The organism is Halomonas sp. B23F22_3 (assembly GCF_043496965.1).
In the GTDB taxonomy this organism is placed as follows: domain Bacteria; phylum Pseudomonadota; class Gammaproteobacteria; order Pseudomonadales; family Halomonadaceae; genus Halomonas.
Genome location: NZ_JBIEKG010000005.1, coordinates 253,372 through 276,745 on the forward strand (window position 1 = coordinate 253,372; position 23,374 = coordinate 276,745).

General features: G+C 70.2%; 22 protein-coding genes and 1 other RNA gene. 5 read left to right on the plus strand and 18 right to left on the minus strand.

The window, feature by feature from the left end; all coding sequences use genetic code 11:
- The first annotated feature begins 14 nt into the window (after window positions 1-14).
- On the plus strand, window positions 15-437 hold the full coding sequence (locus ACGTNG_RS13195; RefSeq protein ID WP_394796993.1) for a DUF721 domain-containing protein: 423 nt from the start codon (window positions 15-17) through the stop codon (window positions 435-437).
- A gap of 87 nt (window positions 438-524) precedes the next feature.
- Here ACGTNG_RS13195 and lpxC read toward each other — a convergent pair whose 3' ends face one another.
- The 17 genes from lpxC to rsmI all read right to left on the minus strand — a co-directional run bounded on the left by lpxC (window position 525) and on the right by rsmI (window position 19,383).
- Window positions 525-1,436 (minus strand): UDP-3-O-acyl-N-acetylglucosamine deacetylase, encoded by a 912-nt coding sequence (lpxC, locus tag ACGTNG_RS13200; protein WP_394796994.1) that lies wholly within the window; start codon window positions 1,434-1,436, stop codon window positions 525-527.
- A gap of 111 nt (window positions 1,437-1,547) precedes the next feature.
- On the minus strand, window positions 1,548-2,732 hold the full coding sequence (gene ftsZ, locus ACGTNG_RS13205) for a cell division protein FtsZ (RefSeq protein ID WP_394796995.1): 1,185 nt from the start codon (window positions 2,730-2,732) through the stop codon (window positions 1,548-1,550).
- A gap of 34 nt (window positions 2,733-2,766) precedes the next feature.
- The gene (gene ftsA, locus ACGTNG_RS13210; RefSeq protein WP_394796996.1) at window positions 2,767-4,056 is read right to left on the minus strand and encodes a cell division protein FtsA; all 1,290 of its coding nucleotides are present in this window, start codon (window positions 4,054-4,056) and stop codon (window positions 2,767-2,769) included.
- Between the two features lie 194 nt (window positions 4,057-4,250).
- Window positions 4,251-4,976 carry a cell division protein FtsQ/DivIB gene (locus ACGTNG_RS13215; RefSeq protein WP_394796997.1) on the minus strand — a complete coding sequence of 242 codons (726 nt, stop codon included), beginning with the start codon at window positions 4,974-4,976 and terminating at the stop codon, window positions 4,251-4,253.
- A gap of 3 nt (window positions 4,977-4,979) precedes the next feature.
- Window positions 4,980-5,897: a D-alanine--D-alanine ligase gene (locus ACGTNG_RS13220; protein WP_394796998.1), complete on the minus strand. Its 918-nt coding sequence runs from the start codon at window positions 5,895-5,897 to the stop codon at window positions 4,980-4,982.
- Window positions 5,894-7,306 (minus strand): UDP-N-acetylmuramate--L-alanine ligase, encoded by a 1,413-nt coding sequence (gene murC, locus ACGTNG_RS13225; protein WP_394797201.1) that lies wholly within the window; start codon window positions 7,304-7,306, stop codon window positions 5,894-5,896. The genes ACGTNG_RS13220 and murC overlap by 4 nt, the downstream gene beginning before the upstream one ends.
- Before the next feature lie 61 nt (window positions 7,307-7,367).
- A complete protein-coding gene (gene murG, locus ACGTNG_RS13230) occupies window positions 7,368-8,453 on the minus strand; it encodes an undecaprenyldiphospho-muramoylpentapeptide beta-N-acetylglucosaminyltransferase (RefSeq protein WP_394796999.1) in 1,086 nt (361 codons plus the stop codon).
- Window positions 8,450-9,673 carry a putative lipid II flippase FtsW gene (ftsW, locus tag ACGTNG_RS13235; RefSeq protein WP_394797000.1) on the minus strand — a complete coding sequence of 408 codons (1,224 nt, stop codon included), beginning with the start codon at window positions 9,671-9,673 and terminating at the stop codon, window positions 8,450-8,452. Before ftsW ends, murG begins: the two co-directional genes overlap by 4 nt.
- Window positions 9,670-11,046, minus strand: coding sequence for a UDP-N-acetylmuramoyl-L-alanine--D-glutamate ligase (gene murD, locus ACGTNG_RS13240; protein ID WP_394797001.1), 1,377 nt, complete (start codon window positions 11,044-11,046; stop codon window positions 9,670-9,672). The genes ftsW and murD overlap by 4 nt, the downstream gene beginning before the upstream one ends.
- Window positions 11,047-11,083: 37 nt before the next feature.
- Window positions 11,084-12,166 carry a phospho-N-acetylmuramoyl-pentapeptide-transferase gene (mraY, locus tag ACGTNG_RS13245; RefSeq protein WP_394797002.1) on the minus strand — a complete coding sequence of 361 codons (1,083 nt, stop codon included), beginning with the start codon at window positions 12,164-12,166 and terminating at the stop codon, window positions 11,084-11,086.
- Window positions 12,167-12,175: 9 nt separating this feature from the next.
- Window positions 12,176-13,543, minus strand: coding sequence for a UDP-N-acetylmuramoyl-tripeptide--D-alanyl-D-alanine ligase (locus ACGTNG_RS13250; RefSeq protein WP_394797003.1), 1,368 nt, complete (start codon window positions 13,541-13,543; stop codon window positions 12,176-12,178).
- Window positions 13,540-15,048, minus strand: coding sequence for a UDP-N-acetylmuramoyl-L-alanyl-D-glutamate--2,6-diaminopimelate ligase (locus ACGTNG_RS13255; RefSeq protein WP_394797004.1), 1,509 nt, complete (start codon window positions 15,046-15,048; stop codon window positions 13,540-13,542). The genes ACGTNG_RS13250 and ACGTNG_RS13255 overlap by 4 nt, the downstream gene beginning before the upstream one ends.
- 22 nt (window positions 15,049-15,070) lie before the next feature.
- Window positions 15,071-16,786 carry a peptidoglycan D,D-transpeptidase FtsI family protein gene (locus tag ACGTNG_RS13260; RefSeq protein WP_394797005.1) on the minus strand — a complete coding sequence of 572 codons (1,716 nt, stop codon included), beginning with the start codon at window positions 16,784-16,786 and terminating at the stop codon, window positions 15,071-15,073.
- The gene (gene ftsL, locus ACGTNG_RS13265) at window positions 16,783-17,109 is read right to left on the minus strand and encodes a cell division protein FtsL (RefSeq protein WP_394797006.1); all 327 of its coding nucleotides are present in this window, start codon (window positions 17,107-17,109) and stop codon (window positions 16,783-16,785) included. Before ftsL ends, ACGTNG_RS13260 begins: the two co-directional genes overlap by 4 nt.
- 8 nt (window positions 17,110-17,117) lie before the next feature.
- Window positions 17,118-18,074: a 16S rRNA (cytosine(1402)-N(4))-methyltransferase RsmH gene (rsmH, locus tag ACGTNG_RS13270; RefSeq protein WP_394797007.1), complete on the minus strand. Its 957-nt coding sequence runs from the start codon at window positions 18,072-18,074 to the stop codon at window positions 17,118-17,120.
- Between the two features lie 52 nt (window positions 18,075-18,126).
- Window positions 18,127-18,493: RNase P RNA component class A (gene rnpB / locus ACGTNG_RS13275), an RNA gene on the minus strand.
- A gap of 32 nt (window positions 18,494-18,525) precedes the next feature.
- On the minus strand, window positions 18,526-19,383 hold the full coding sequence (rsmI, locus tag ACGTNG_RS13280) for a 16S rRNA (cytidine(1402)-2'-O)-methyltransferase (RefSeq protein WP_394797008.1): 858 nt from the start codon (window positions 19,381-19,383) through the stop codon (window positions 18,526-18,528).
- A gap of 54 nt (window positions 19,384-19,437) precedes the next feature.
- On the opposite strand from rsmI, the gene ACGTNG_RS13285 reads away from it, so the two are divergent.
- Genes ACGTNG_RS13285 through ACGTNG_RS13300 form a run of 4 tightly spaced genes read left to right on the plus strand, consistent with a single transcriptional unit; the run spans window position 19,438 to window position 22,758 of the window.
- Window positions 19,438-21,192, plus strand: coding sequence for a penicillin-binding protein activator (locus ACGTNG_RS13285; RefSeq protein ID WP_394797009.1), 1,755 nt, complete (start codon window positions 19,438-19,440; stop codon window positions 21,190-21,192).
- Window positions 21,176-21,544: a YraN family protein gene (locus tag ACGTNG_RS13290; protein WP_394797010.1), complete on the plus strand. Its 369-nt coding sequence runs from the start codon at window positions 21,176-21,178 to the stop codon at window positions 21,542-21,544. The genes ACGTNG_RS13285 and ACGTNG_RS13290 overlap by 17 nt, the downstream gene beginning before the upstream one ends.
- 37 nt (window positions 21,545-21,581) lie before the next feature.
- Window positions 21,582-22,175 (plus strand): phosphoheptose isomerase, encoded by a 594-nt coding sequence (locus ACGTNG_RS13295; RefSeq protein WP_071941788.1) that lies wholly within the window; start codon window positions 21,582-21,584, stop codon window positions 22,173-22,175.
- Window positions 22,176-22,179: 4 nt separating this feature from the next.
- Window positions 22,180-22,758, plus strand: a complete 579-nt coding sequence (locus tag ACGTNG_RS13300; RefSeq protein WP_394797011.1) for a BON domain-containing protein — start codon at window positions 22,180-22,182, stop codon at window positions 22,756-22,758.
- Window positions 22,759-22,893: 135 nt separating this feature from the next.
- Here ACGTNG_RS13300 and ACGTNG_RS13305 read toward each other — a convergent pair whose 3' ends face one another.
- Entirely contained in the window at window positions 22,894-23,361 is a 468-nt protein-coding gene (locus tag ACGTNG_RS13305; RefSeq protein ID WP_394797012.1) for a ClpXP protease specificity-enhancing factor, read from the minus strand.
- Between the last annotated feature and the right edge of the window lie 13 nt (window positions 23,362-23,374).

Here is a 23,374-nt window from a genome sequence, read left to right on the forward strand (position 1 = left end):
TCCGAGCACAGCCCATGTCCCGCCTGCTCGAAGGTCGCGGCGAGCTGGGCGCCTTGATGCGCATGGCCACCCTGGTCGAGCGCGCCCAGGCCCATCTTCGCGATCACCTGCCCGAGGAGATGCGCGAGCATCTCTTCGTCGGCGGCTTCCATCAGGGCAAGATCGCGCTGATCACCGACCGCGCCGTCTGGCTGACCCGGCTGCGCTACGAGCAGCCGCGACTGCTCGGCCTGCTGCACCAGCTGCCGGGGTTCGAGGCGGTCACCGGCTTCACCCTCAAGGTGCGCCCCGTGCGCCCGACCCGCCCACCCTTGCGCCAGGCCCGCCACCTGCCGGAGAAGGCGGCCGACGAGATCACGAGCTGCGCTGCCGACGTCGACGACCCCGGCCTCAAGCGCGCCCTGGAGCGGCTGGCCGCCCACGCCGAAAAACCCTGAGCGGCGCACCAGCAAGCCGCATACGAAGACGCCGCCATCCGGGGAGGATGGCGGCGTTTCAATGACTGCTCGGTGAGGGGCGCGACCTCAGGCCATGGCGGGCGCCGCGTAGGAGATCGGCGCCTTCTCGGCCTCACCCTCGAAGGTGACCAGCTCCCAGGCCTCCGGCTGAGCCAGCAGGGCACGGCACAGCTGGTTGTTCAGGGCATGGCCCGACTTCACGCCGCGGAACTCGCCGATCAGGCTATAGCCCAGCTGGTAGAGGTCGCCGATGGCGTCGAGGACCTTGTGCTTGACGAACTCGTCGTCGTAACGCAACCCGCCCTCGTTCACGATCCGGTAGTCGTCGACCACGATGGCATTGTCGAGGCTGCCACCCAGCGCCAGGTTGTTGGCGCGCAGGTACTCCAGGTCACGCATGAAGCCGAAGGTCCGCGCCCGGGACACCTCCTTCACGAAGGAGGTGGTGGAGAAATCCACCATCGCGGTCTGCGACTGCCCCTCGAACACCGGGTGATCGAAGTCGATGGCAAAGGAGACCTTGAAGCCCTGATGGGGCAGGAAGATGGCCTCCTTGTCGTCCTCACGCACCACGATCTCGCGCTTGATGCGGATGAACTTCTTGGCGGCGTTCTGCTCGGCGATGCCCGCCGACTGGATCAGGAACACGAAGGGGCCCGCGCTGCCGTCCATGATCGGCACCTCGGGCGCGCTGACGTCGACGTAGGCGTTGTCGATGCCGAGACCGGCGAAGGCCGACATCAGGTGCTCGACGGTCGCGACCTTGGCCCCGCCCGCGGAGAGCGCGGTGCAGAGCGTGGTGTCGGTGACGTGCTCGGCGCGCGCCGGGATCTGCACCTCAGGCTCGAGGTCAGTGCGCACGAAGACGATGCCGGTGTCGACCGGTGCCGGACGAAGCGTCAGGTAGACCTTCTTGCCGGAGTGCAGGCCGACGCCGGTGGCGCGGATGACATTCTTCAGGGTTCGTTGTCTGATCATGGGCGGTCGCCAGGCAGTCATTGGTTATCAAACACCGTTCACTATAACACCGAACGGCCGTTTCAACAAAGAAAGATCACCCGGCGCCCGCTATTCCCGCGATAGACCGCCTCAATCGGCCTGGCGGCGCAGAAAGGCGGGAATATCGAGATAGTCATCGAGCTCCTGAGAGGGACGCTTCTCCGGTTGCGCCTGGGGGCGCGGCGCCTCCTGGGGCTCCGGCTTGGAGGCCGTCGCGGCCTGGCCACGGCTGGCGGCCGCCGGGGGACGCTGGCGATAGCCGCTGGCTTCGGTCCGCCGCGAGGAGGCCTCGCGGGCGGCCGGCTTCTGGGCCTGACGACCGTCGAGACCAGCGGCCACCACGGTGACGCGAAGCTCGTCGGTCATGTCCATGTCGATGGAGGTACCGACCACGATGGTCGCGTCCTGGGAGGCGAACTCCTGGACGGTGGCGCCCACGTCGTTGAACTCGCCGATGGAGAGATCCGGGCCGGCGGTGATGTTGACCAGGATGCCGCGGGCACCGTGGAGGTCGATATCCTCGAGGAGCGGGCTGCGGATCGCCTTCTCGGCGGCCTCACGGGCGCGGTTCTCGCCGGTGGCGCCGCCGGTGCCCATCATCGCCATGCCCATCTCGGACATCACGGTGCGCACGTCGGCGAAGTCGACGTTGATGATGCCGGGGCTGGTGATCAGCTCGGCGATCCCCTGCACGGCGCCAAGCAGCACGTCGTTGGCCGCGCTGAAGGCGGTCAGCAGCGTCGCGCTCTTGCCCAGCACCGAGAGCAGCTTCTCGTTGGGAATGGTGATCAGGGAGTCGACATGCTCGGAGAGCTCCTTCATGCCCTCCTCGGCGGCACGCATGCGCTTGGGACCCTCGAACGGGAAGGGGCGCGTCACCACGGCAACGGTGAGGATGCCCAGTTCCTTGGCCACCTGGGCGACCACGGGCGCGCCCCCGGTGCCGGTCCCACCCCCCATGCCGGCGGTGATGAAGACCATGTCGGCCCCACCGAGCAGTTCGGCGATGCGCTCCCGGTCCTCCATGGCGGCCTGACGGCCGACGTCGGGGTTGGCGCCGGCGCCTAGCCCCTTGGTGATCTCGCTGCCGAGCTGGAGCACGGTCTTGGCGGCGACTCGCTTGAGCGCCTGAGCATCGGTATTGGCGCAGATGAACTCGACGCCCTCGATGTTGCTCTCGACCATGTGGTTGACGGCATTGCCGCCACCACCCCCGACACCGATGACCTTGATGACTGCACTGCTGGAGGGTGCGCTATCTACCAGTTCGAACATAAGTCCCGTCTCCTGGACCGCGACCGCGGCCCTGTCAGAAATTTCCTTTGAACCAGCCCTTGATCCTTGCCAACGCCGGAGTCCCTTCCCCTGCGTCACGCCGGGTATTGTCGTCACGTCTGGGTTGCGCCGACATGCTACCCCCGGCCCCCTGGCGGCCATGCCCTTGACGGGTTTCCAGTAGAGCGTAATGCAGCAGGCCGACACCCGTCGAATAAATCGGATTGCGCACCACGTCGGCCAGTCCACGCACATTCTGCGGACAGGCGATGCGTACCGGCATATGGAAGATCTCCTCGGCCAGCTCGACCACGCCCTCCATGCGGGCGGTGCCGCCGGTCAGGACCACACCTGCGGCGACGAGGTCCTCGTAGCCGCTGCGCCGCAGCTCGTCGCGCACCAGGGTGAAGAGCTCCTCGTAGCGGGGCTCCACGACCTCGGCCAGTGACTGGCGAGAGAGGTCCCGGGCCGGCCGGTCACCGACGCTGGGCACCTTGATCATCTCGTCGCTGGCGGCCAGTTGGGTCAGCGCGCAGGCATACTTGACCTTGATCTCCTCGGCATGCTGCGTGGGCGTGCGCAGTGCCATGGCGATATCGTTGGTAACCTGGTCGCCGGCGATGGGAATCACCGCCGTGTGGCGAATCGCGCCCTCGGTGAACACGGCGATATCGGTGGTGCCGCCGCCGATGTCCACCATGCAGACGCCGAGCTCCCGCTCGTCCTCGGTCAACACCGCATGGCTGGACGCCAGCTGCTCGAGGATGATCGAGTCCACCTCGAGCCCGCAGCGTCGCACGCACTTCTCGATGTTCTGCACGGCATTCAGGGCGGCGGTGACCAGATGTACCCGCGCCTCGAGGCGAACCCCGGACATGCCGAGCGGTTCGCGGATACCGCCCTGGGTATCGATGGCGAACTCCTGGGGAAGCACGTGCAGCACCCGCTGCCCTTCCGAGATCGCGCGAGCACGGGCGGAATCGATGACGCGGTCGATATCGGTGGAGGCGACCTCGCGCTCCTTGATCGCCACCACACCATCGGAATTCATCGAACTGATATGACTACCGGCGATGCCGACATAGACCGAGTGGATATCACAGCCGGCCATCAGTTCGGCCTCTTCCACGGCGCGCTGAATCGACTGCACCGTGGATTCGATATTGATCACCACGCCTTTCTTCATTCCGCGTGACGGATGTGAGCCGATACCGGCGATTTCGATCCCGCCATCGTCGGTGGGCTGACCCACGATCGCCACGACCTTGGATGTTCCGATATCCAGCCCGACTACCATATTGGACGCATTGGATGGACCTGCCATGAGTCGGGAAGTCTCCTAGAACCTGACCCCGAAGGGGAAGATTAATCCTGAAAAGTTAGTCTGGGGCAATTATAGGAACAACATCGCGTGTTCCACCAGCCCGATTGTTAAAACACCGGACACGATACGGCGATTTTGCCGCGAAAGAAACACCCCAAATACCGCCAACATGGGCGAGTCATTTCATCGATCGATCACCCTTCCGTTGTCGACTCACCCTCGAGCGGTTCAGTTTCGCCATGCCACGCCACGGCGACACCATTGGGATAGCGCAGATCAATGTAGCGAATATGCGACGCCAGAGGTCCCAGCTCGCGCTCCCAGGCGGCGACCAGGCGCCCCAGACGAGAGGCCCGATCGTTACGCCCCAGCATCACCCAGACGCCGCTATCGAGCTGGAAGCGCCAGGCGCCGCGCGGCTCGAGGCGCAGCTGGCGCACCTCGAGCCCCAGAGACGCAAACTGCACGGCGAGCCGAGCCCGGTAGTCCAGGACCTCGGCCCCGCTGTCGGGTGGGCCGGCCAGGTCCGGCAGGTCGGCGGGCGGCGACACCGGGCCGGCGGCGAAGGGTTCGCCCTCGGGATTGAGCAGCCGCCCGTCGCTCCAGCGCGCCACCGGCACCTGCTCGACCAGTTCGAAGGTCAACGCATCGGGCCACTCGCGGCTGACGCGCACCTCCTTCAGCCAACCGATCTCCCGCGCCTGACGGCGCAGCGCCGAGAGGTCGACGGAGAGCCAGCTCTGGCCCTGGATCAGCGGCGCCAGGCGGCTGCGCAGGTAGTCGGCACTGACATGCGTAAGCTCGCCCCGCACCGAGACCCGCTCGATGGGACGGTCCAGCCATACCCACAGCGCCCGCCCCCCGGCGCCCAGCAGGAGCGCCAGCAACAGCACCCCGACGAGGCTTCCACGCGCGGCCATGGGCTAGCGACGCTCCCCGGCCGTGGCGAGGATGCGCAGCACCAGGGCATCGAAATCGATGCCGGCATGGGCGGCCGACAGGGGGACCAGGCTGTGGTCGGTCATGCCCGGCACGGTATTGACCTCGATGAGCCAGAAGCGCCCTGCTCCATCGCGCATCACGTCGATGCGCCCCCAGCCCTCCGCGCCGATCGCCGCGAAGGCATCGCGACAGAGCACGGCGAGTTCGGCCTCTTCGTCCGCGGAGAGGCCGCACGGCAGGTGGTAGCGCGTGTCGTCGGAGACGTACTTGGCCTCATAGTCGTAGAAGCCGCCGGGTACCTCGACGCGGATGGCCGGCAGGACCTCGTCGCCAAGCAGCGACACCGTGTATTCCGCCCCCGTGATGAAGCGTTCGGCCATCACTCGGGCATCGAAGCGGGCCGCATCGCGGTAGGCCGCCTCCAGGGCATCGCGGCTATCGACGATGCTGATGCCTAGGGTCGAGCCCTCGTGCACCGGCTTGACGATGAGCGGCAGGCCGAGCCGTTCGATCACCGCCTGCCAGTCGGCGTCGGGGCCGAGCATCACGCTCTCCGGGGTCGGCAGTCCCAGGGCCTGCCAGACCAGCTTGGTGCGCTGCTTGTCCATGCCCAGCGCCGAGGCCAGCACGCCACTGCCGGTATAGGGAATGTCCAGCAGCTCAAGCGCCCCCTGCAGGGTGCCATCCTCGCCCCCGCGGCCGTGCAGGGCGATGAAGACGCGATCCGGCGCCAGCGCCTCGAGGCCCACCAGCCCGCCGTCGGCGGGGTCAAAGCCGATGGCGTCCACGCCCTGGCGCTCCAGGGCCGCCAGCACGGCCGCCCCACTCTTCAACGACACCTCACGCTCGGCGGACGCCCCGCCGAAGAGCACCGCCACGCGGCCCATGTCGCCACTCATAGCGTCACCTCATCGAGATTCAGGGCGGCATCGCTCAGCCGCTGGGCGATGCCGCCCACGTCGCCGGCGCCCTGGGTGATCAGGATATCATCGGGGCGCAGCACGCGCGCCAGCAGCCCCGGCAGCTCGCTCTTGTCCTGGACGAAGATCGGATCGACCGCGCCGCGCTGGCGGATCGAGCCGGCCAGGGTACGACCGTCGGCGCCGGCCAGCGGCGCCTCCCCGGCGCTGTAGACGTCGAGCAGCAGCAGGGTGTCGACCCCCGCCAGCACACGCACGAAGTCCTCGTAAAGGTCGCGGGTGCGCGAGTAGCGGTGCGGCTGGTAGACCATCACCAGGCGGCGGTCGGGCCAGCCCGCCCGGACCGAGTCGATCACCATCTCCACCTCGCGGGGGTGGTGGCCGTAGTCGTCGACCAGCATCACCTGTCCCTCGCCCTCGGGCGCGAGGTAGTGGCCATGCACCTGGAAGCGCCGCCCCACGCCGGCGAAATGCCGCAGGCCGCTGAGGATGGCCTCGTCGGAGACGCCGGCGTCGCTGGCCACCACGATCGCCGCCAGGGCGTTGAGGGCGTTGTGGCGACCCGGCATGGCCAGGCGCACCTCGAGGGGCGCCAGCCCCTCGGGCCGCACGGCGGTGAAGCGCACCTCGCCGGCCCGCTGGTCGAAGTCCTCGATGCGGTAGTCGGCATCCTCGCTGAAGCCGTAGGTCACGAACCGCCGGCTGACCTGGTCGAGCAGGCCGCGCACGTGGGGGTCGTCGATGCACAGGATCGCCAGGCCATAGAACGGCAGGTTGTGCAGGAACTCGATGAAGGTGCCCTTGAGCCGCTCGAAGTCGCCGCCGTAGGTGGCCATGTGGTCGGCGTCGATGTTGGTGACGATGGAGACCATGGGCTGCAGGTGCAGGAAGGAGGCATCCGACTCGTCGGCCTCCGCCACCAGGTAGTCGCCCTCGCCGAGCCGCGCGTTGGTGCCGGCGCTGGTCAGCTTGCCGCCGATCACGAAGGTGGGATCGAGGCCGCCCTCGCCGAGCAGGGTCGCGGTGAGGCTGGTGGTGGTGGTCTTGCCGTGGGTGCCGGCCACGGCGATGCCGTGGCGGAAGCGCATCAGCTCGGCGAGCATCTCGGCGCGGCGCACCACCGGCACGCGGTGCTCATGGGCCCAGCGGATCTCGGGGTTGGTCTCGTCCACCGCGGTGGAGACCACCACCACGTCGGCGCCCGCGGCGTTGTCGGCGGCGTGGCCGAGGGCCACGCGGATGCCGCACTGCTGCAGGCGGGCCACCACCGGCGAGGCCTTCAGGTCGCTGCCGCTGACCGCGTAGCCCTGGTTGGCCAGCACCTCGGCGATGCCGCACATGCCGGCCCCGCCGATGCCGACGAAGTGGATGCGTCGAATCCGACGCATGCCCAGCCCGCGACCGGGATGCGGGGGTGTCGCCTGACCGGGAACCGGCCCGAGGGTCTCATCACTCAAAACCTGTCTCCATGCAACCGGCCACCAGGCGCTCGACGGCGTCGAGATGGGCACCGGCACGGGCCCGTGCCGCCATGGTGGCGAGAGTGTCGGGGTCCAGCAGCGTCGCCAGGCACTCGGCCAGCGCCGCTGCGCTCATTTCCTGCTGGGGCATCAGCCGGGCTGCCTGCTGCTCGACCAGCGCCCGGGCGTTGGCCGTCTGATGATCGTCCACCGCGTGGGGGAAGGGCACGAAGAGTGCCGGCTTGGCCGCGGCGGCGAGCTCGGCCACGGTCAGGGCACCGGCCCGGCAGACCACCAGGTCGGCCCAGTCGTAGGCGCCCGCCATGTCGTCGATGAAGGCCGTCACCTCGGCCGCAACACCCTGGGCCTCATAGGCCTCGCGGGTCGCCGGATCCTTGTCGCGCCCGGCCTGGTGGCGTACCGCGGGGCGACGCTCCTCGGGCAGGGTGGCCAGCGCCTCGGGCAGGCGCTCGTTGAGTGCCTTGGCACCCAACGAGCCGCCCACCACCAGCAGGCGCAGGGGCCGCCCCGCCATCTCCGCGGCGCTCCTCGGTACCCGGCCGAGCGCCGCGATCTCGGCCCGCACCGGGTTGCCGATCACCTCGGCCCGGCCGGGAAAGGCCTGGGGAAAGGCGGCGTAGACGCGGCGCGCCAGGCGAGAGAGGGCGCGATTGGTCAGGCCGGCCACGGCGTTCTGCTCGTGGATCACCAGCGGACGGCGCATCAGCCAGGCGGCGAGCCCCCCGGGGCCGCTGGCGAAGCCGCCCAGGCCGACCACCAACTGGGGGTCGGCCTCGCGGATCACCCGCCGCGCCTGCCAGACCGAGCGCACGAGATTCAGCGGCGCCAGCAGCCAGCCGGTCAGGCCGTTGCCACGCAGGCCGCTCACCGCGATGCGCGACAGCGGAATGCCGGCCTCAGGCACCAGGCGATTCTCGATGCCCCGCGGGCTACCGAGCCAGGTGACCTCGACGCCCTCCGCGGCCAGCCCGCGGGCCAGCGAGAGCGCGGGAATGACGTGGCCACCGGTGCCGCCGGCCATGATCAGGACACGACGTCCTGGCTGTCGACTCATGGGCTACTTCCTTGTGTCTTGCCGGCACCGGGCGTCTTGTCCGAGGAAGCCCGCCGAGCCGTGGGGCGCGCCCGCCGGCGGACCTCGCGGGTCTCGATGTCGGCGCGCAGCAGCAGGGCGACCATCGCGCTGCTCACCACCAGGCTCGAGCCCCCGTAGCTCAGCAGCGGCAGGGTCAAGCCCTTGGTGGGCAGCATGCCGGTGCTCACGGCGATGTTGATGAAGGCCTGGGCGCCGAGGACCAGGGCGAAGCCATAACTCACGTAGGCGGCGAAGGCGAGGCCGGCGAGCTCGGCCCGCCGGCCGACCGCCATGGCCCGCCAGATCAGCAGGGCGAAGAGCCCCACCACGGCGATCGCGCCGACCAGACCGAGCTCCTCGGCGAGCACCGCGAAGACGAAGTCGGTATGGGCCTCGGGCAGGTAGAAGAGCTTCTGCACGCTGTTGCCGAGCCCCATGCCCAGCCAGTGGCCGCGCCCGAAGGCGATCAGCGCCTGCGTCAACTGGTAGCCGCTGGCGAACTGATCGGCCCAGGGGTCGGCGAAACTCGTCAGGCGCGCCATGCGATAAGGCTCGGCGACGGCGGCCAGGGCGCCCAGCGCTCCTACCAGCAGCAGGATCACCAGGAAACGCCCCCAGGGCGCGCCGGCCATCAGCAGCATGCCCATCACCGCCCCGGTCATCACCACCACGGCGCCGTAATCGGGCTCGAGGATCAGCAGGCCCGCCACCACGGCCATCACCGCCAGGGGGCGCAGGAAGGCGCCCCACTCGCGGCGCACCTGGGGCAGGAAGCGCTCCAGGTAGCCGGCCATATAGATGATCAGGCAGAACTTGGCGACCTCGGAGGCCTGCAGGTTAAAGGGCACGCCGGGCAGCGACAGCCAGCGACGGCTGCCGTTGACCTCCCGCCCCACCAGCAGCACCAGCGCCAGCAGCGAGAGCCCTACCAGCAGCAGCAGCGGGCCGTTGGCCTTCCACCAGGCCAGCGGCACGCGCAGGGCCAGCGCCCCGACGGCCAGCGCCGCCAGCAGGAAGGTGCCGTGACGCAGGCTGAAGTACCAGGCGTTGCCGGTCAGGCTCGAGGCGACCTCGCTGGAGGCCGAGGTGACCATCACCCAGCCGATCAGCAGTAGCGACAGCGCGGCCAGCACCAGCCAGCCGTCGAAGGGCTGGTCGGCGGTGCTCAGCCGCTTGCGAAGACGCGCGAGCCGGCTCATGGCGTCGCCTCCGCCAGCCGCAGGACCGCCCGACGGAAGGCCTCCCCGCGGGCCTGATAGTCGCGGAACTGGTCGAGGCTCGCGCAGGCCGGCGAGAGCAGCACGCAGTCGCCCGCCTCGGCGATCTCGGCCGCTCGCACCAGCGCCGCGCCCAGGTCGTCGACCCGCGTCGTCCCCACGCCGCCCGCCAGATCGGCCTCGAGGCGCGAAGCGTCCTCACCGAAGAGGATCGCCTCGCGCCCGTAGCGGGCCAGCGGCGCCGCCAGCGGCCGGAAGTCGGCGCCCTTGCCCACCCCGCCGGCGAGCAGGATCAGCCGTCCCTCGAGGGTCGGCCCCAGGCCCGCGATGGCCGCCAGGGTCGCCCCGACGTTGGTGCCCTTGGAGTCGTTGATCCAGCGCACGCCGTCGACCTCGGCCACCAGCTCGCCACGGTGGGGCAGCCCGGGAAAGCGCCGCATCACCGCGAGCATCGCGGCGAGCGGCAACCCCAGCCGGGTGCCCATCGCCAGGGCGGCCAGGGCGTTGGCCTGGTTGTGGCGACCGGGCAGGCGCATCTCGGCGGCGGCCATCAGCGGCGTGTCGCCGTGCATCAGCCAGTCGGCTCCCTGGTGGCGCCCGACCCCCCACTCCCCCGGCCCGGGCACGCCGGTGGTGAAGCGGTCCTCCGCGGGCAGCGGGGTGGCCGGCCAGGTCATGGGATCCTCGGCGTTGATCACGCCGTGACGGGCCCCGCGAAAAATGCCCCGCTTGGCGTCTCGGTAGCCTGCCATGTCGCCGTGGCGGTCGAGGTGATCCTCGGAGAGGTTGAGGAAGGCCGCCGTCTCGGCGCCGAGCGAGGGGGTGGTCTCGAGCTGGAAGCTGGAGAGTTCCAGCACGAAGAGCTCGGCCTCGGGCACCTCGACCAGCAGGTCCAGGGCCGGGGTGCCGAGGTTGCCACCCACGGCGACGCGGCGGCCGGCTTCGCGGGCCATCTCGCCGACCAGGGTGGTGACCGTGGACTTGGCGTTCGAGCCAGAGATGGCGGCGATGGGCGCCCGGGCCGCGCGCACGAAGAGCGCGATCTCGCCGACCAGCAGCGGCTCGCCGGTGGCCTCGCGGGTGCGCCCGGCGAGCGCGGCGAGTCCGGGCGTCGCCGGGTCGACCCCCGGGCTCAGCACCACCTCCTCGACCTCGGTGAGGTCCAGCTCGGTGAGCGGCCCGCCGTGGAACGCGACGCTCGGATGGGCGGCGCGGAAGTCCTCCAGCCCGGGCGGCGCGGCGCGGGTGTCGGCGACCATGTACGGCACGCCGAGCCGGCTGAGGTGGCGACAGATGGCGCGCCCGGAGAGCCCGAGCCCGACCACCAGCGTCACTCCCTTCGGCACCTTGAGCATGTTGCGCTCCTTGCGAATGGCGATCGGCGGATGGCGATCAGCGGACCTTGAGGGTGGCCAGGCCGATCAGCACCAGCACCACGGTGATGATCCAGAAACGCACGATGACCCGCGGCTCCGGCCAGCCCTTGAGCTCATAGTGGTGATGCAGCGGCGCCATGCGGAAGATACGGCGCCCGGTGAGCTTGTAGGAGCCCACCTGCAGGATCACCGAGACCGTCTCCATGACGAAGATCCCGCCCATGATGAACAGCACCACCTCCTGGCGCACGATCACCGCCACCACGCCCAGGGCCGCGCCCAGCGCCAGCGCACCCACGTCGCCCATGAAGACCTGGGCCGGGTAGGTGTTGAACCACAGGAAACCGAGCCCCGCCCCGGCGATGGTGGCGCAGAACACCGCCAGCTCGCCGGCACCGGGAATGAAGGGGATCTGCAGGTAGTCGGAGAACACCGTGTTGCCGCTGGCATAGGCGAACACCGCGAGCCCCATGGCCACCAGCACGGTGGGCATGATCGCCAGGCCGTCGAGGCCGTCGGTGAGGTTGACCGCGTTGGAACTGCCGACGATGACCAGGTAGGTCAGCACCACGTAGAAGACGCCCAGCGGCAGCACGAACTCCTTGAACACCGGCACGATCAGGCTGGTCTCCACCGGCGAGGCCGCCGTGACGTAGAGCAGCACCGCCGCCGCGAGGCCGATCAGCGACTGCCAGAAATACTTCCAGCGTGCCGGCAGGCCCCGCGGGTTCTTCTCCACCACCTTGCGGTAGTCGTCGACCCAGCCGATGGCACCGAAGCCCAGCGTCACCCCCAGCACCAGCCACACGTAGTGGTTGGTCAGGTCGCCCCACAGCAGAGTGCTCACCGCGATGGCCATCAGGATCATCGCGCCGCCCATGGTCGGGGTACCGGCCTTGGAGAGATGGGACTGGGGGCCGTCGTCGCGCACCGCCTGGCCGATCTGGCGCTCCACCAGGCGGCGGATCATCAGCGGACCGAGCCACAGGCAGAGCACCAGCGCGGTCAGGGTTCCCAGGATCATGCGCAGGGTCAGGTAGTCGAAAACGTTGAAGGCGCTCTGGAATTGCGCCAGGAAGTCAGCCAGAAAGAGCAGCATGTAGTGCGTTCACCTTGAAGCATCCGCGCGCAGGGCGGCCACGACGTGTTCCATGCCGGCACTGCGCGAGCCCTTGACCAGCACGCTGGCCCCGGGCGGTAGATGGTGGAGGACGTGGCGCGTCAGCGCCTCCCGATCGTCGAAGTGGGTCCCGCCTTCACCGAAGGCCTGGCTGGCCGGCCGTGCCGGCTCGCCCAGGGTACCCAGGAAGTCGATGCCCCGTTCCCGCGCATAGTGCCCGAGCTCGGCATGCAGCCGGTCGGACTCGCCCCCCAGTTCTCCCATGGCGCCGAGCAGGCACCAGTGCGGCTCGGGCAGCGTCACGAGGACATCGAGCGCCGCCTTCACCGCGCCGGGGTTGGCATTATAGGTATCGTCCAGCAGCCGGGTGCCGTTGAAGCCCTCCACGGCGCTCAGTCGGCCCGGCATCGACGCCACCGCCGCGAGCCCGGCCAGCACCTCGGCCTCCGGAAGCCCCATGGCCAGGGCCGCGGCCGCCGCAGCCAGGGCGTTGGCCACGTTGTGGCGCCCCAGCAGGGCCAGCTGGACCCGGCCGATGGCGTGACCGTCCCGGACAAGCGTGAAAGCATAGCGTCCGAGGGCGTCGCAGGCCAGCGCCTCGGCGCGCACGCGCGCCCGCGGCCCCAGCCCGAAGTCGAGCACCTCCCGGGGCGCGGCGAGGCTCGCCCAGGCGGCGAAGAAGGCGTCGTCGCGATTGAGTACCGCCACGCCGTCGCTCGGCAGGCCGGCGAGGATCTCGGCCTTGGCCTGGGCGATGCGCCCCGTGCCGCCGAACTCGCCGACGTGGGCGCCGGTGACGTTGGTGATGATCGCCACCCGGGGCGCGGCCAGGGCCGTGGTCCAGGCGATCTCGCCCAGGTGATTGGCGCCGAGCTCCACCACCGCCTGGCGATGATGGGGTTCGAGGGCCAGCAGCGTCAGGGGCGCGCCGATGTCGTTGTTGAGATTGCCCTGGGTGGCGAGCGTCGAGGCGCGCCGCCCCAGCAGGGTCGCCAGCATCTGCTTGACCGTGGTCTTGCCACTGTTGCCGGTGACGGCGACCAGGCCCCCGCCCCAGGCCTGGCGCCGCGCCCGGGCGAGGAGCCCCAGGGCGAGCCGGGTGTCGGGCACCACCAGCTGGGGCAGCGGGTCATCCACCGGGCGCTCGACCAGCGCCGCCACGGCGCCGGCCTCGCGCGCCTGGGCCACGAAGTCGTGGGCATCGAAGCGCTCGCCGACGAGCGCCACGAAGAGCGCACCAGGGGCGAGGCGCCGGGTATCGGTGACGATCGCGCCGACGGCCGGGTCCGCGTCGAGCCGGGGCAGCCCGAGGGCGATCGCGACCTCGGCCAGGGTCCGCAGGCCGACGCCGCTCATCCCGCGCCCTCCTCGACCCGGCGTGCCAGGCCGCGCTCGGCCTCGGCGAGATCGGAGAAGGCGTGGCGCACGCCCGCTACCTCCTGATAGTCCTCATGGCCCTTGCCGGCGATCAGGATGACGTCGTCGGGGGCGGCCTCGACCAGCACCCGGGCGATGGCCGCGCCGCGACCGTCGACCTCGAGCACCTCGCGTGACGGCGCCTCGTTCAGGCCCGCGAGGATCTGGGCGCGAATCGCCTCGGGCGCCTCGCCGCGCGGGTTGTCGTCGGTCACCACCAGCACGTCGGCCTGGCGCGCCGCGGCCTGGGCCATCAGCGGTCGCTTGCCGCGGTCGCGATCGCCGCCGCAGCCGAACAGGCACCACAGCCGCCCGTCGCCGGGCAAATGTGCGCGCAGCGCCGTCAGGGCATTGTCCAGGGCGGCCGGCGTGTGGGCGTAGTCGATGACCACGGTGGGCGCGCCCGGCCGCGAGAGCGGCTCCATGCGTCCCGGCACCGGGGCGAGCCTGGCCGCCGCCGCGAAGAGCGCCTCGAGGGGGTGCCCGAGGCCATGCAGGGTGGCGATGGCCAGCAGCACATTATCCAGGGTGAAGCGGCCCATCAGCGAAAGCTCGAGCTCGCGCTCGCCGTCGGGGGTGGCGATCAGCGCGCGCTGGCCATCGCCATGGGCGAGCCAGTCGACGACACGCAGGGTCACCGCCTCGTCCTGACCCACCGCCAGCACGCGCACGCCGCGGTGGACGCCAGCGAGCATCAGCCGTGCCAACGGATCGCCACCGTTGACCACCGCGAGTTCGAGCTCGTGGCGACGGAATAGCCGCGCCTTGGCGGCGGCGTAGGCCGCCATGCTGCCGTGGTAGTCCAGGTGATCGCGACTCAGGTTGGTGAACACCGCCGCCCGCACGCTCGCGCCATCGAGACGCCCCTGCTCCAGGGCATGGGAGGAGGCCTCCATGGCGACGCGCGTCACCCCGTCGGCGGCCATCTCACCCAGCGCCGCCTGCAGGGCCAGGGGACCGGGCGTGGTCAGGCTGCCCGCCGTCAGGGCGCCGGGGCGGCCATGGCCCAGGGTGCCGATCAGCCCGGCCTCCACGCCGAGGGCCTGGCTCAGCGCGGCCAGGTAGTGCGTGACCGAGCTCTTGCCGTTGGTGCCGGTCACGCCGATCAGCGCCAGCGACCCGGGGACCTCGAAGAGCACCCGGCCCAGTTCGCCCTGGGCCTCACGCAGCCCCGCCAGCCACAGCACGCGTTCATCCTGCGGCCCGGGCCGGCCATCGTCGTGGGCCAGCACCAGCGCCGCCCCGGCGGTCAGCGCCTGGTCGATGAAGTCGCGTCCGTCGACGGCCACGCCGGGCACCGCGACGAAGACATCGCCCGCACCGACCCGACGACTGTCGAGGGTCAGGCTCAGCGTTTCGGGCAGGCGTAGATCTGCCAGGGCGTGGCGGCAGTCGGGCCAGAGACCGACCAGGCCCGCCTCGAGTCGCTCGGCACTCAGCTGCATCTCGTCTCTCCTGGTGTCGCCATCATGGATCCTGTGCCCGGGCATCCGGGGGTACGTCGAGCAGGCGCAGGGCGTTGCCGGCGACCCGCGAGAAGACCGGAGCCGCCACCGCCCCGCCGTAGTAGCTGTCGCCCCGCGGGTGGTCGATCATCACCACGGTGACGATCCGCGGATCCGAGACCGGGGCGATACCCACGAACAGGCCGCGATAGGCCTTCTCCTGATACCCGCCGGCGGCGGTCTTGCGCACGGTACCGGTCTTACCGGCGACCTGGTAGCCCGGCACCAGGGCCCGGCGGGCCCCGGTGCCGGGTTCGACGACCTGGTCCATCATGGCCAGAACGCGACGCGCTATCTGCGGGTCGATCACCGGCTCGCCAGCCGGCGGCTCGCCAAGCTTGAGCAGCGAGGGCGGCAGGCGACGCCCGTCGTTGGCGATCGCCGTGAAGGCGCTGGCCAGCTGCAGCGCCGAGGTCGACAGGCCGTAGCCGTAGGAGAGCGCCGCCCACTGGCTGCTCGACCAGCGCACCGGGGCCGGGATGCTCCCGGCGGCCTCGCCGGGAAAGCCGGTGCCCGGGCTCTGCCCCAGCCCCAGGGCGCGATAGGTGGCCGGAATCACCGGCTCCTCCAGCCGCAGCGCCAGCCTCGACATGCCGACGTTGGAGGACTTCTCGAGGATGCCGGCCAGGTCCAGCTCTCGGTAGTTGCGGATATCCTTGATCGTGAACCCGTCGATGACCATCCAGCCCGGCGAGGTGTCGACCACCGTGTCCGGCGCCACATCGCCATGCTCGATCATCGCCGCCATCGCCAGGGGCTTGACGACCGACCCCGGCTCGTAGGTGTCGACGATGGCCCGGTTGCGCAGCCCCTGGGGATCGAGTCCGGCCCGGTCATTGGGGTTGTACGAGGGCTGGTTGGCCATGGCCAGCACTTCCCCGGTACGCGCGTCGAGCATGACCACGCTGCCGCCGTCGGCATCGTGCTCGGTGACCGCGGCCTTGAGCTCACGATAGGCCATGTACTGCAGGCGCTGATCCAGCGCCAGGGTCAGGTCGCCGCCGGGCTGTGCCTCCTGCAGCAGCTCCAGGTCACGCACCAGGCGGCCGCGACGGTCCTTGAGCACCCGGCGCTTGCCGGGCACCCCGGCGAGGTAGGGCTGGTAGGCGAGCTCCAGCCCCTCCTGGCCCAGGTCGTCGATGTTGGTCACCCCCAGCATCTGGGCGGTCACCTCGCCGGCCGGATAGTAGCGCTTGTACTCCTCGCGAGCGTGCACGCCGGGCACCCGTAGGGCGAGCACCCGCTGGGCCGCCTCGGGGGTCATGCGCCGCCGCAGGTACATGAACTCGCGCTGGGCGTAGCGCGCGATGCGCTCGTTGAGGGTGTCGAGTTCCTGCCCCAGGGCGTTGGCCAGCATCAGGCGCTGGATATCATCGTCCGGCAGGTCCTGGGGATTGGCCCAGAGGGTCACCACCGGCGTGGAGATGGCCAGCGGCTCGCCGTGGCGGTCGGTGATCATGCCGCGGTGGGCGGGGATGGTGTCGGTGCGCAGGGTGCGGGCATCGCCCTGCCCCTGCAGGAAGGGGCGGTCGAAGACATGCAGGTCGACGATGCGCCCGGCCAGAAGCATCAGCCCCAGCAGCACCAGGGTCATCATCACCCGGTAACGGGCCTTGCCCATGGGAGCCGTGGGCGGGGGGCGACGCGGCGTCACGCCGCTGCGCGCGTCGGCGCTCATGGCTGGATGACCTCGACCTCGTCGATATCGGGCAGGCGCATCTCCAGACGCTGCTGGGCGAGGCGCTCGATGCGCGCCGGGGAGGACCAGGCGCTCTCCTCGAGCAGCAGCTGGCCCCACTCCGTCTGCAGCTGCTGCTGCTCGCGCTCGAGCTCCTGCAGGCGGGCGTACTGATCGCGCGTCAGGTGGCTGGTGGTGATCACCCCCAGGGCCGAGGCCAGGCAGGTCGCCAGCAGCAGCATGACCAGCAGCAGCGCTCGCGACGCGCCGAGGCGCAGGGGCCAGCCGAAGGAAGAGGTTACCGCAGAGCGTCCCTGTGCCATGGCGAACCTCAGTATCGCTTGCGCGCTACACGCATCACCGCACTGCGCGCCCGGGGATTCTCCTCCACCTCCTCGGCGGAGGGCCGGCGCGCCTTGCCCAGCGACTCGAGGCGCCGCTTCAGCTGATCGTCGCGGACCGGGATGCCCCGCGGCAGGTCGGTGTCGCCGCGAACGTGGTCGCGGATGAAGCGCTTGACCCGGCGATCCTCCAGCGAGTGGAAGCTGATGACCACCAGGTGCCCACCCGGGGCGAGGGCCTCGAGGGCCGCGTCGAGGGCGGCATCGAGCTGCTCCAGCTCGCCGTTGACCTGGATGCGCAGCGCCTGGAAGACGCGCGTCGCGGGGTGCTTGCCCTTCTCCCAGGCGGGATGGGCGGCCTTGACCACCTCGGCGAGATCCGCGGTGCGCTCGAAGGGGCGCTCGGCGCGCCGCGCCACGATGGCGCGGGCCAGGCGGCGGGCGAAACGCTCCTCGCCATAGCTCTTGAAGACCCGCACGATCTCGCCCTCGCCGGCGCGGGCCAGGAAGTCGGCGGCACTCTCGCCGTGCTCGGGATCCATGCGCATGTCCAGCGGGCCGTCACGCAGGAAGCTGAAGCCGCGCTCGGGGTCGTCGAGCTGGGGCGATGACACGCCGACGTCCAGCAACACCCCGTCGAGCCGGCCGTGCAGCCCGCGGCGCTCCGCGATCTCGTCGAGGCGGGCGAACTCGCCGCGCTCGATGGCGAAGCGAGGATCGGTGATGGTGCCGGCTTCGGCGATCGCCTGCGGGTCGCGATCGATGGCCAGCAGCTGGCCCGCGGGACCGAGCCGTTCGAGGATGGCGCGGGAGTGGCCGCCGCGACCGAAGGTGCCGTCGAGGTAGACCCCGTCGGCATCATGGATCAGCGCCTCCACGGCGCCATCGAGCAGCACGCTGGCATGACGAAAGCCGCAGACGGGCTGTTCAGGGGCGGATGGCGGCATGCGCTTCTCGATGGCAGGGACATGAAGGGCCGTTCGCGACGGCAATGTTCGGAGTGGGAGTCGGCCGGTAAGCCGGGTTCTGTCGTGGACAGTCATTCCTCTAGGAGCCGCGTCACCACGGCCCTCCAGCAACCTACCCGAACCCAGCGCGGGCCACGCCATGGGGTTCCTATTTGGTCTTGCTCCGAGTGGGGTTTACCGTGCCACGCACTGTTGCCAGGCGCGCGGTGCGCTCTTACCGCACCCTTTCACCCTTACCGGCCTCCCGAGGGAGACGTAGGCGGTCTACTCTCTGCTGCACTTTCCGTCGGCTCGCGCCGCCCAGGCGTTACCTGGCACTCTGCCCTGTGGAGCCCGGACTTTCCTCCCCCACCGCCGACCCGTAGATCGGCGATGGCGGCGACTGTCTGGCCAACTCCCGCGGCAAGGATACCAGCGCCCGGGCGCCGCCTCAATCACCGTCCTTGAGCGCCTGGGCCCTGGCGTACCACTCCTTCTTCACGCCGCCCAGCACTCGTGAGGCCACCGCGGCGACCTGCTTGACCCCCACCCCCTCGGCGAGCAGCGCCGCGAGCAGCGCATCGGCCTCCACCGCCGACTGCTCGGCATCGTCACGGCGGGCGGCCCCGGCCACCATCACCACGAACTCGCCGCGAGCCTGGTCCGGGTCTGCCTCCATGCGGGCGAGCAGCGCCCGGGCGCTGCCCTCGAGGAAGGTCTCGAAGGTCTTGGTCAGTTCCCGGGCCAGGACCACCCGACGCTCGCCGAGCACGCTCTCCAGATCGGCCAGGGTGTCGCGGACCCGATGAGGCGACTCATAGAACACCAGGGTCTCCTCGCGGGCGGCGAGCGTCTCCAGCCGGGCGCGCCGCGGGCCGCCCCTGGCCGGCAGGAAGCCCTGGAAGAGGAAGCGGTCGGTGGGCAGGCCCGCGGCAGAGAGGGCCGCGACCAGGGCACAGGGGCCGGGGAGCGGGACGATACGGCGCCCCCGGGCCCGGAGCTCGCGCACCAGCACGAAGCCCGGGTCGCTGATCAGCGGCGTGCCGGCGTCCGAGACCAGGGCGACGTCCTCGCCGGCCGCCAACCGGGCGTCCAGGGTATCGACCCGCGCGGCCTCGTTGTGCTCGTGCAGCGAGAGCATCGGGCGCGACAGGCCGAGATGGCGCAGCAGTCGGCCGCTGTGGCGGGTATCCTCGGCGGCGATCAGGGCCACCTCGCCGAGCACCCGGGCGGCCCTCGGGCTCAGGTCGTCCAGATTCCCAATCGGTGTGGCGACCACGTACAATGAACCGGCAGGCGTATCGGACATCTCGACTCCTGGATGCTGGGGATGTTCTGGGTCATGGAAACAAGGGAAGGAATCATGAAGATCTCGTTACGCGGCCCGCTGGCCGTTGCGCTCACGGCGCTGCTCCTCGCGGGCTGCGGTTTCCAGCCGGGCATCATCGAGCGACAGCCCGATGTCGACCCAGAGCGGCTGCTCGAGCAGGCCGAACAGCAGGCGCCGGAGCAGGCGGCCCTGTCCCGCCTGGAAGCGGCCGACATCCTAGCACGCCGGGGCGATCGCACCCAGGCGCTGGAGGTCGCCAAGCAGGTCGACGACAGCCGCCTGGAGCGCCAGGCCCGCGTGCGCTGGGCCCTGCTGCTCTCCGAACTGGGCGAAGCCGAAGGCGATCCCTGGGCGGTCATCCAGGCCGGTCAGCTGCTCGACGAGATCGAGCTGCCCCGCGAGGCCTCGCTGACCCTGCGCGAGCGCCTCGGCCTGGCGCTGGCCGAGGTCGACGAGCCCCTCGCCGCCGCACGGGAACTGATCCGCGTGCAGGCCGAGACCGAGCGCGAGGCGCTCAACGCTCCGATCTGGGCCCAGCTCTCTCGACTGGACCGTCGCGAGCTGAGTGCGCTGCGCGACGACGGCGACGACCTGACCGAGGGCTGGGCCGCCCTGGCCGAGCTGGTGCGCTCCACCGGCAGCGACATCCAGCGCCTGTTCGCGCGCCTCGACGACTGGCGCGAGCGCTATCGCGGCCATCCGGCGGCCCGGCGGCTACCCGCCGAGATCACCGCCCTGGGCGAGCTGCGCGGCCAGCGCGTCGATCATATCGCCGTGCTACTTCCGGAGTCCGGCCCGCTCTCGAGCATCGCCGAGGCGACGCGCCAGGGCATCCGCACCCATCACCTGGCGGGCGTCGACAGCGGCGCCCAGCTGAGCTTCATCGACAGCAGCAGCGGCAACATGGAGGCCCTCTATCAGGAAGCCGCCGCCCTCGGCGCCCAGGTGGTGATCGGTCCGCTGGACAAGGATATCGTCAGCCGACTCGAACAGCGCGACCGGGTACCGATGCCGACCCTCGCGCTCAACTATGGTCGCGGCGAGCGCAACCGGGCCAAGGGACTGTTCCAGTACGGCCTCTCGGCCGAGGACGAGGCCCGCCAGGCCGCGCAGCGCGCCTATAGCGACGGCCATCGCCTGGCCTCCCTGCTGGTCCCGGACAACGGCTGGGGACGCCGCGTGGGCGAGGCCTTCGCGGACGGCTGGCAGGACCTGGGCGGAGAGATCGCCAGCGCGGTGCGCTACAACCCCGGCGCACCGGCCACCGAGAGCGCCAAGCGGGCGGCCACGAACCCCAAGCCGGACATGCTGTTCCTGCTGGCCCTGCCCGACTACGCCCGCCAGGTGCCGCCCAACCTGGACTACGCCTACAGCGGCGACCTGCCGATCTACGCCACCTCACACCTCTTCGAGGGGCGCCTGCAGCCGCGCCTGGACGCCGACCTGAACGACGTGATGTTTGTCGACATCCCCTGGCAGATTCCCGACGCGGCGGTAGGCGGGGTGGAGGCCCTGCCCTTCCTCGCCAGCTATCGCGAGCTGCGCAATGAGTCCAACTCGACGATGTTCCGGCTGATGGCCATGGGCGTGGACGCCTATGAACTCGCCCTGCGCATGCCGCAGCTGCAGGCGATCGGCGGGACCGAGCTGTTCGGCGCCACCGGCACGCTGAGCGCGGAAGCGGACGGCCGCATCCAGCGCCGCCTGCCCTGGGCCCGCTTCGTCGACGGCGTGCCCCAGCCCGTGCTCGCACCCAACAACGTGTTCGGCGATGACCGGGCCCCGTGACGCCCGCGCTCGCGGCGGCGCCATCGAGCGCCTCGCCGCCCGCTGGCTCGTCGCGCGCGGACTGACCCTCGAGGCGAGCAACCAGCATGCCAAGGGCGGCGAGATCGACCTGGTGATGCGCGACGGCGAGGTCCTCGTCTTCGTCGAGGTGCGCCACCGCGCCGACAGCCGGCACGGGCATCCGCTCGAGACCATCACCCCTACCAAGCAGCGCCGCCTCATCCGGGCGGCGCGTTTTTATCTCCAGCACAACCGGCTATCATGTGCCTGCCGCTTCGACGTGCTAGCCGTGACCGGCACGCCGCCCGACCTCGAGATCGACTGGGTCGCGAACGCCTTCGAAGCGCCCTGACCGGTCAAGCCACTTTGCCAAAGGACCCGGAACCCGCATGGATTTCCAGCAGCGCATACTCGGCCACTTCAACGCCAGCATCGACACCAAGACCTACGCCAGCGAAGTGCTCCCCCCCTTCATCGAGGTCGCCAGCCAGATGATGGTCCAGTGCCTGGTCAACGAGGGCAAGATCCTGGCCTGCGGCAATGGCGGCAGCGCCGGCGACAGCCAGCACTTCTCCTCGGAGCTGCTCAACCGCTTCGAGCGCGAGCGCCCCAGCCTGCCGGCCCTGGCCCTGACCACCGACACCTCGACGCTGACCTCCATCGCCAACGACTACAGCTACAACGAGGTCTTCTCCAAGCAGATTCGCGCCCTGGGCCAGCCCGGCGACATCCTGCTGGCGATCTCCACCAGCGGCAACTCCGCCAACGTCATCCAGGCCATCCAGGCCGCCCATGACCGCGACATGACGGTGATCGCCCTGACCGGTCGCGACGGTGGCGACATGGCCTCGCTGCTGGGCCAGGACGACTGCGAGATCCGCGTCCCGGCGACCTCCACGGCGCGTATCCAGGAGGTCCACCTGCTGGCCATCCACTGCCTCTGCGACCTGATCGACGAGCAACTCTTCGGCACAAGCGAGTAACCCCATGACCAAGATCTCCCTGCTCACCCCCCTGCTGCTCAGCCTGGCCCTCGGCCTCACCGGCTGCACCACCATGACCGGCGTCACCAATCCCGGCACCATCGACGAGAACTACGGGGAGCGCACCTTCGGCACGCAGGTCGAGGACCAGAGCATCGAGACCAAGATCGCGCACAACCTCGGCCGCACCGATGCCCGGCTGAGTGATGCCCGCATCAACGTCGACAGCTTCAACGGCGTGGTGCTGCTCACCGGCCAGGTGCCCAGCGAAGAGCTCAAGAGCGAGGCCGAACGGGTCGCCGGCGCGGTGCGCAACGTCCGCGAGGTGCACAACGAACTCTCCATCGCCGCCAACCTGCCGGCCAGCCAGCGCCTCGCCGATACCTGGCTGCGCACCCGCATCAACTCCCACCTGGTCGCCAACCAGGAGATCGACTCGGGGCGCCTTCAGGTGATCACCGAGAACGACAGCGTCTACCTGATGGGCATCGTCACCCGCAACGAGGCCGAACGCATCGTGCGCTCCGTCGCCGACCTGGGCGGCATGCAGCGCATCGTCAAGGTCTTCGACTACCTCGACTGAACGCCCCGAATGACTCGGCATGAAACGCAAGACGGCAGGCCCATGGCCTGCCGTCTTGCGTTGCATCTGACTTCTGGCGTCCTCTGCAAGCCCTGCCTGCGCTGACGGATCAACCGCCGCGCATGGACGAACGGCCTACTTGACGACGCGCAGGGAGGGACGCCCCTTGCGCGGCCGGGACCCGTCCTCCTGCTCGGCCGGGTCGCCGCCCTCCTCTTCGCCGGTCTCGACCGACGCCTCCACTTCGCTGAGGGGTGAGGCATCCTCCGCCTCATCGGTCTCGACCGGCATCACCGGCTCATGACCGAACACCATGCCCACGCCGTTCTCGCGGGCGTAGATGGCGATGAGCGCCTCCATGGGCACCATCACCTGCATGGGCTGTCCGCCGAAGCGGGCCGAGAAGCTGACCGCCGCGTTCTCCATGGCGAAGTCGCGGATGGCGCTCGGCGCCAGGTTCAGCACGATCTGGCCGTTCTGGACGAACTGTCGCGGCACCTCGACGCCCTCCTGCTCGGCATCGACGACGATATAGGGCGTCAGCTCGTTGTCCAGCAGCCACTGGTACAGGGCCCTGGCCATATAGGGACGGCTCGACTGCATATTTGGCCCTCCT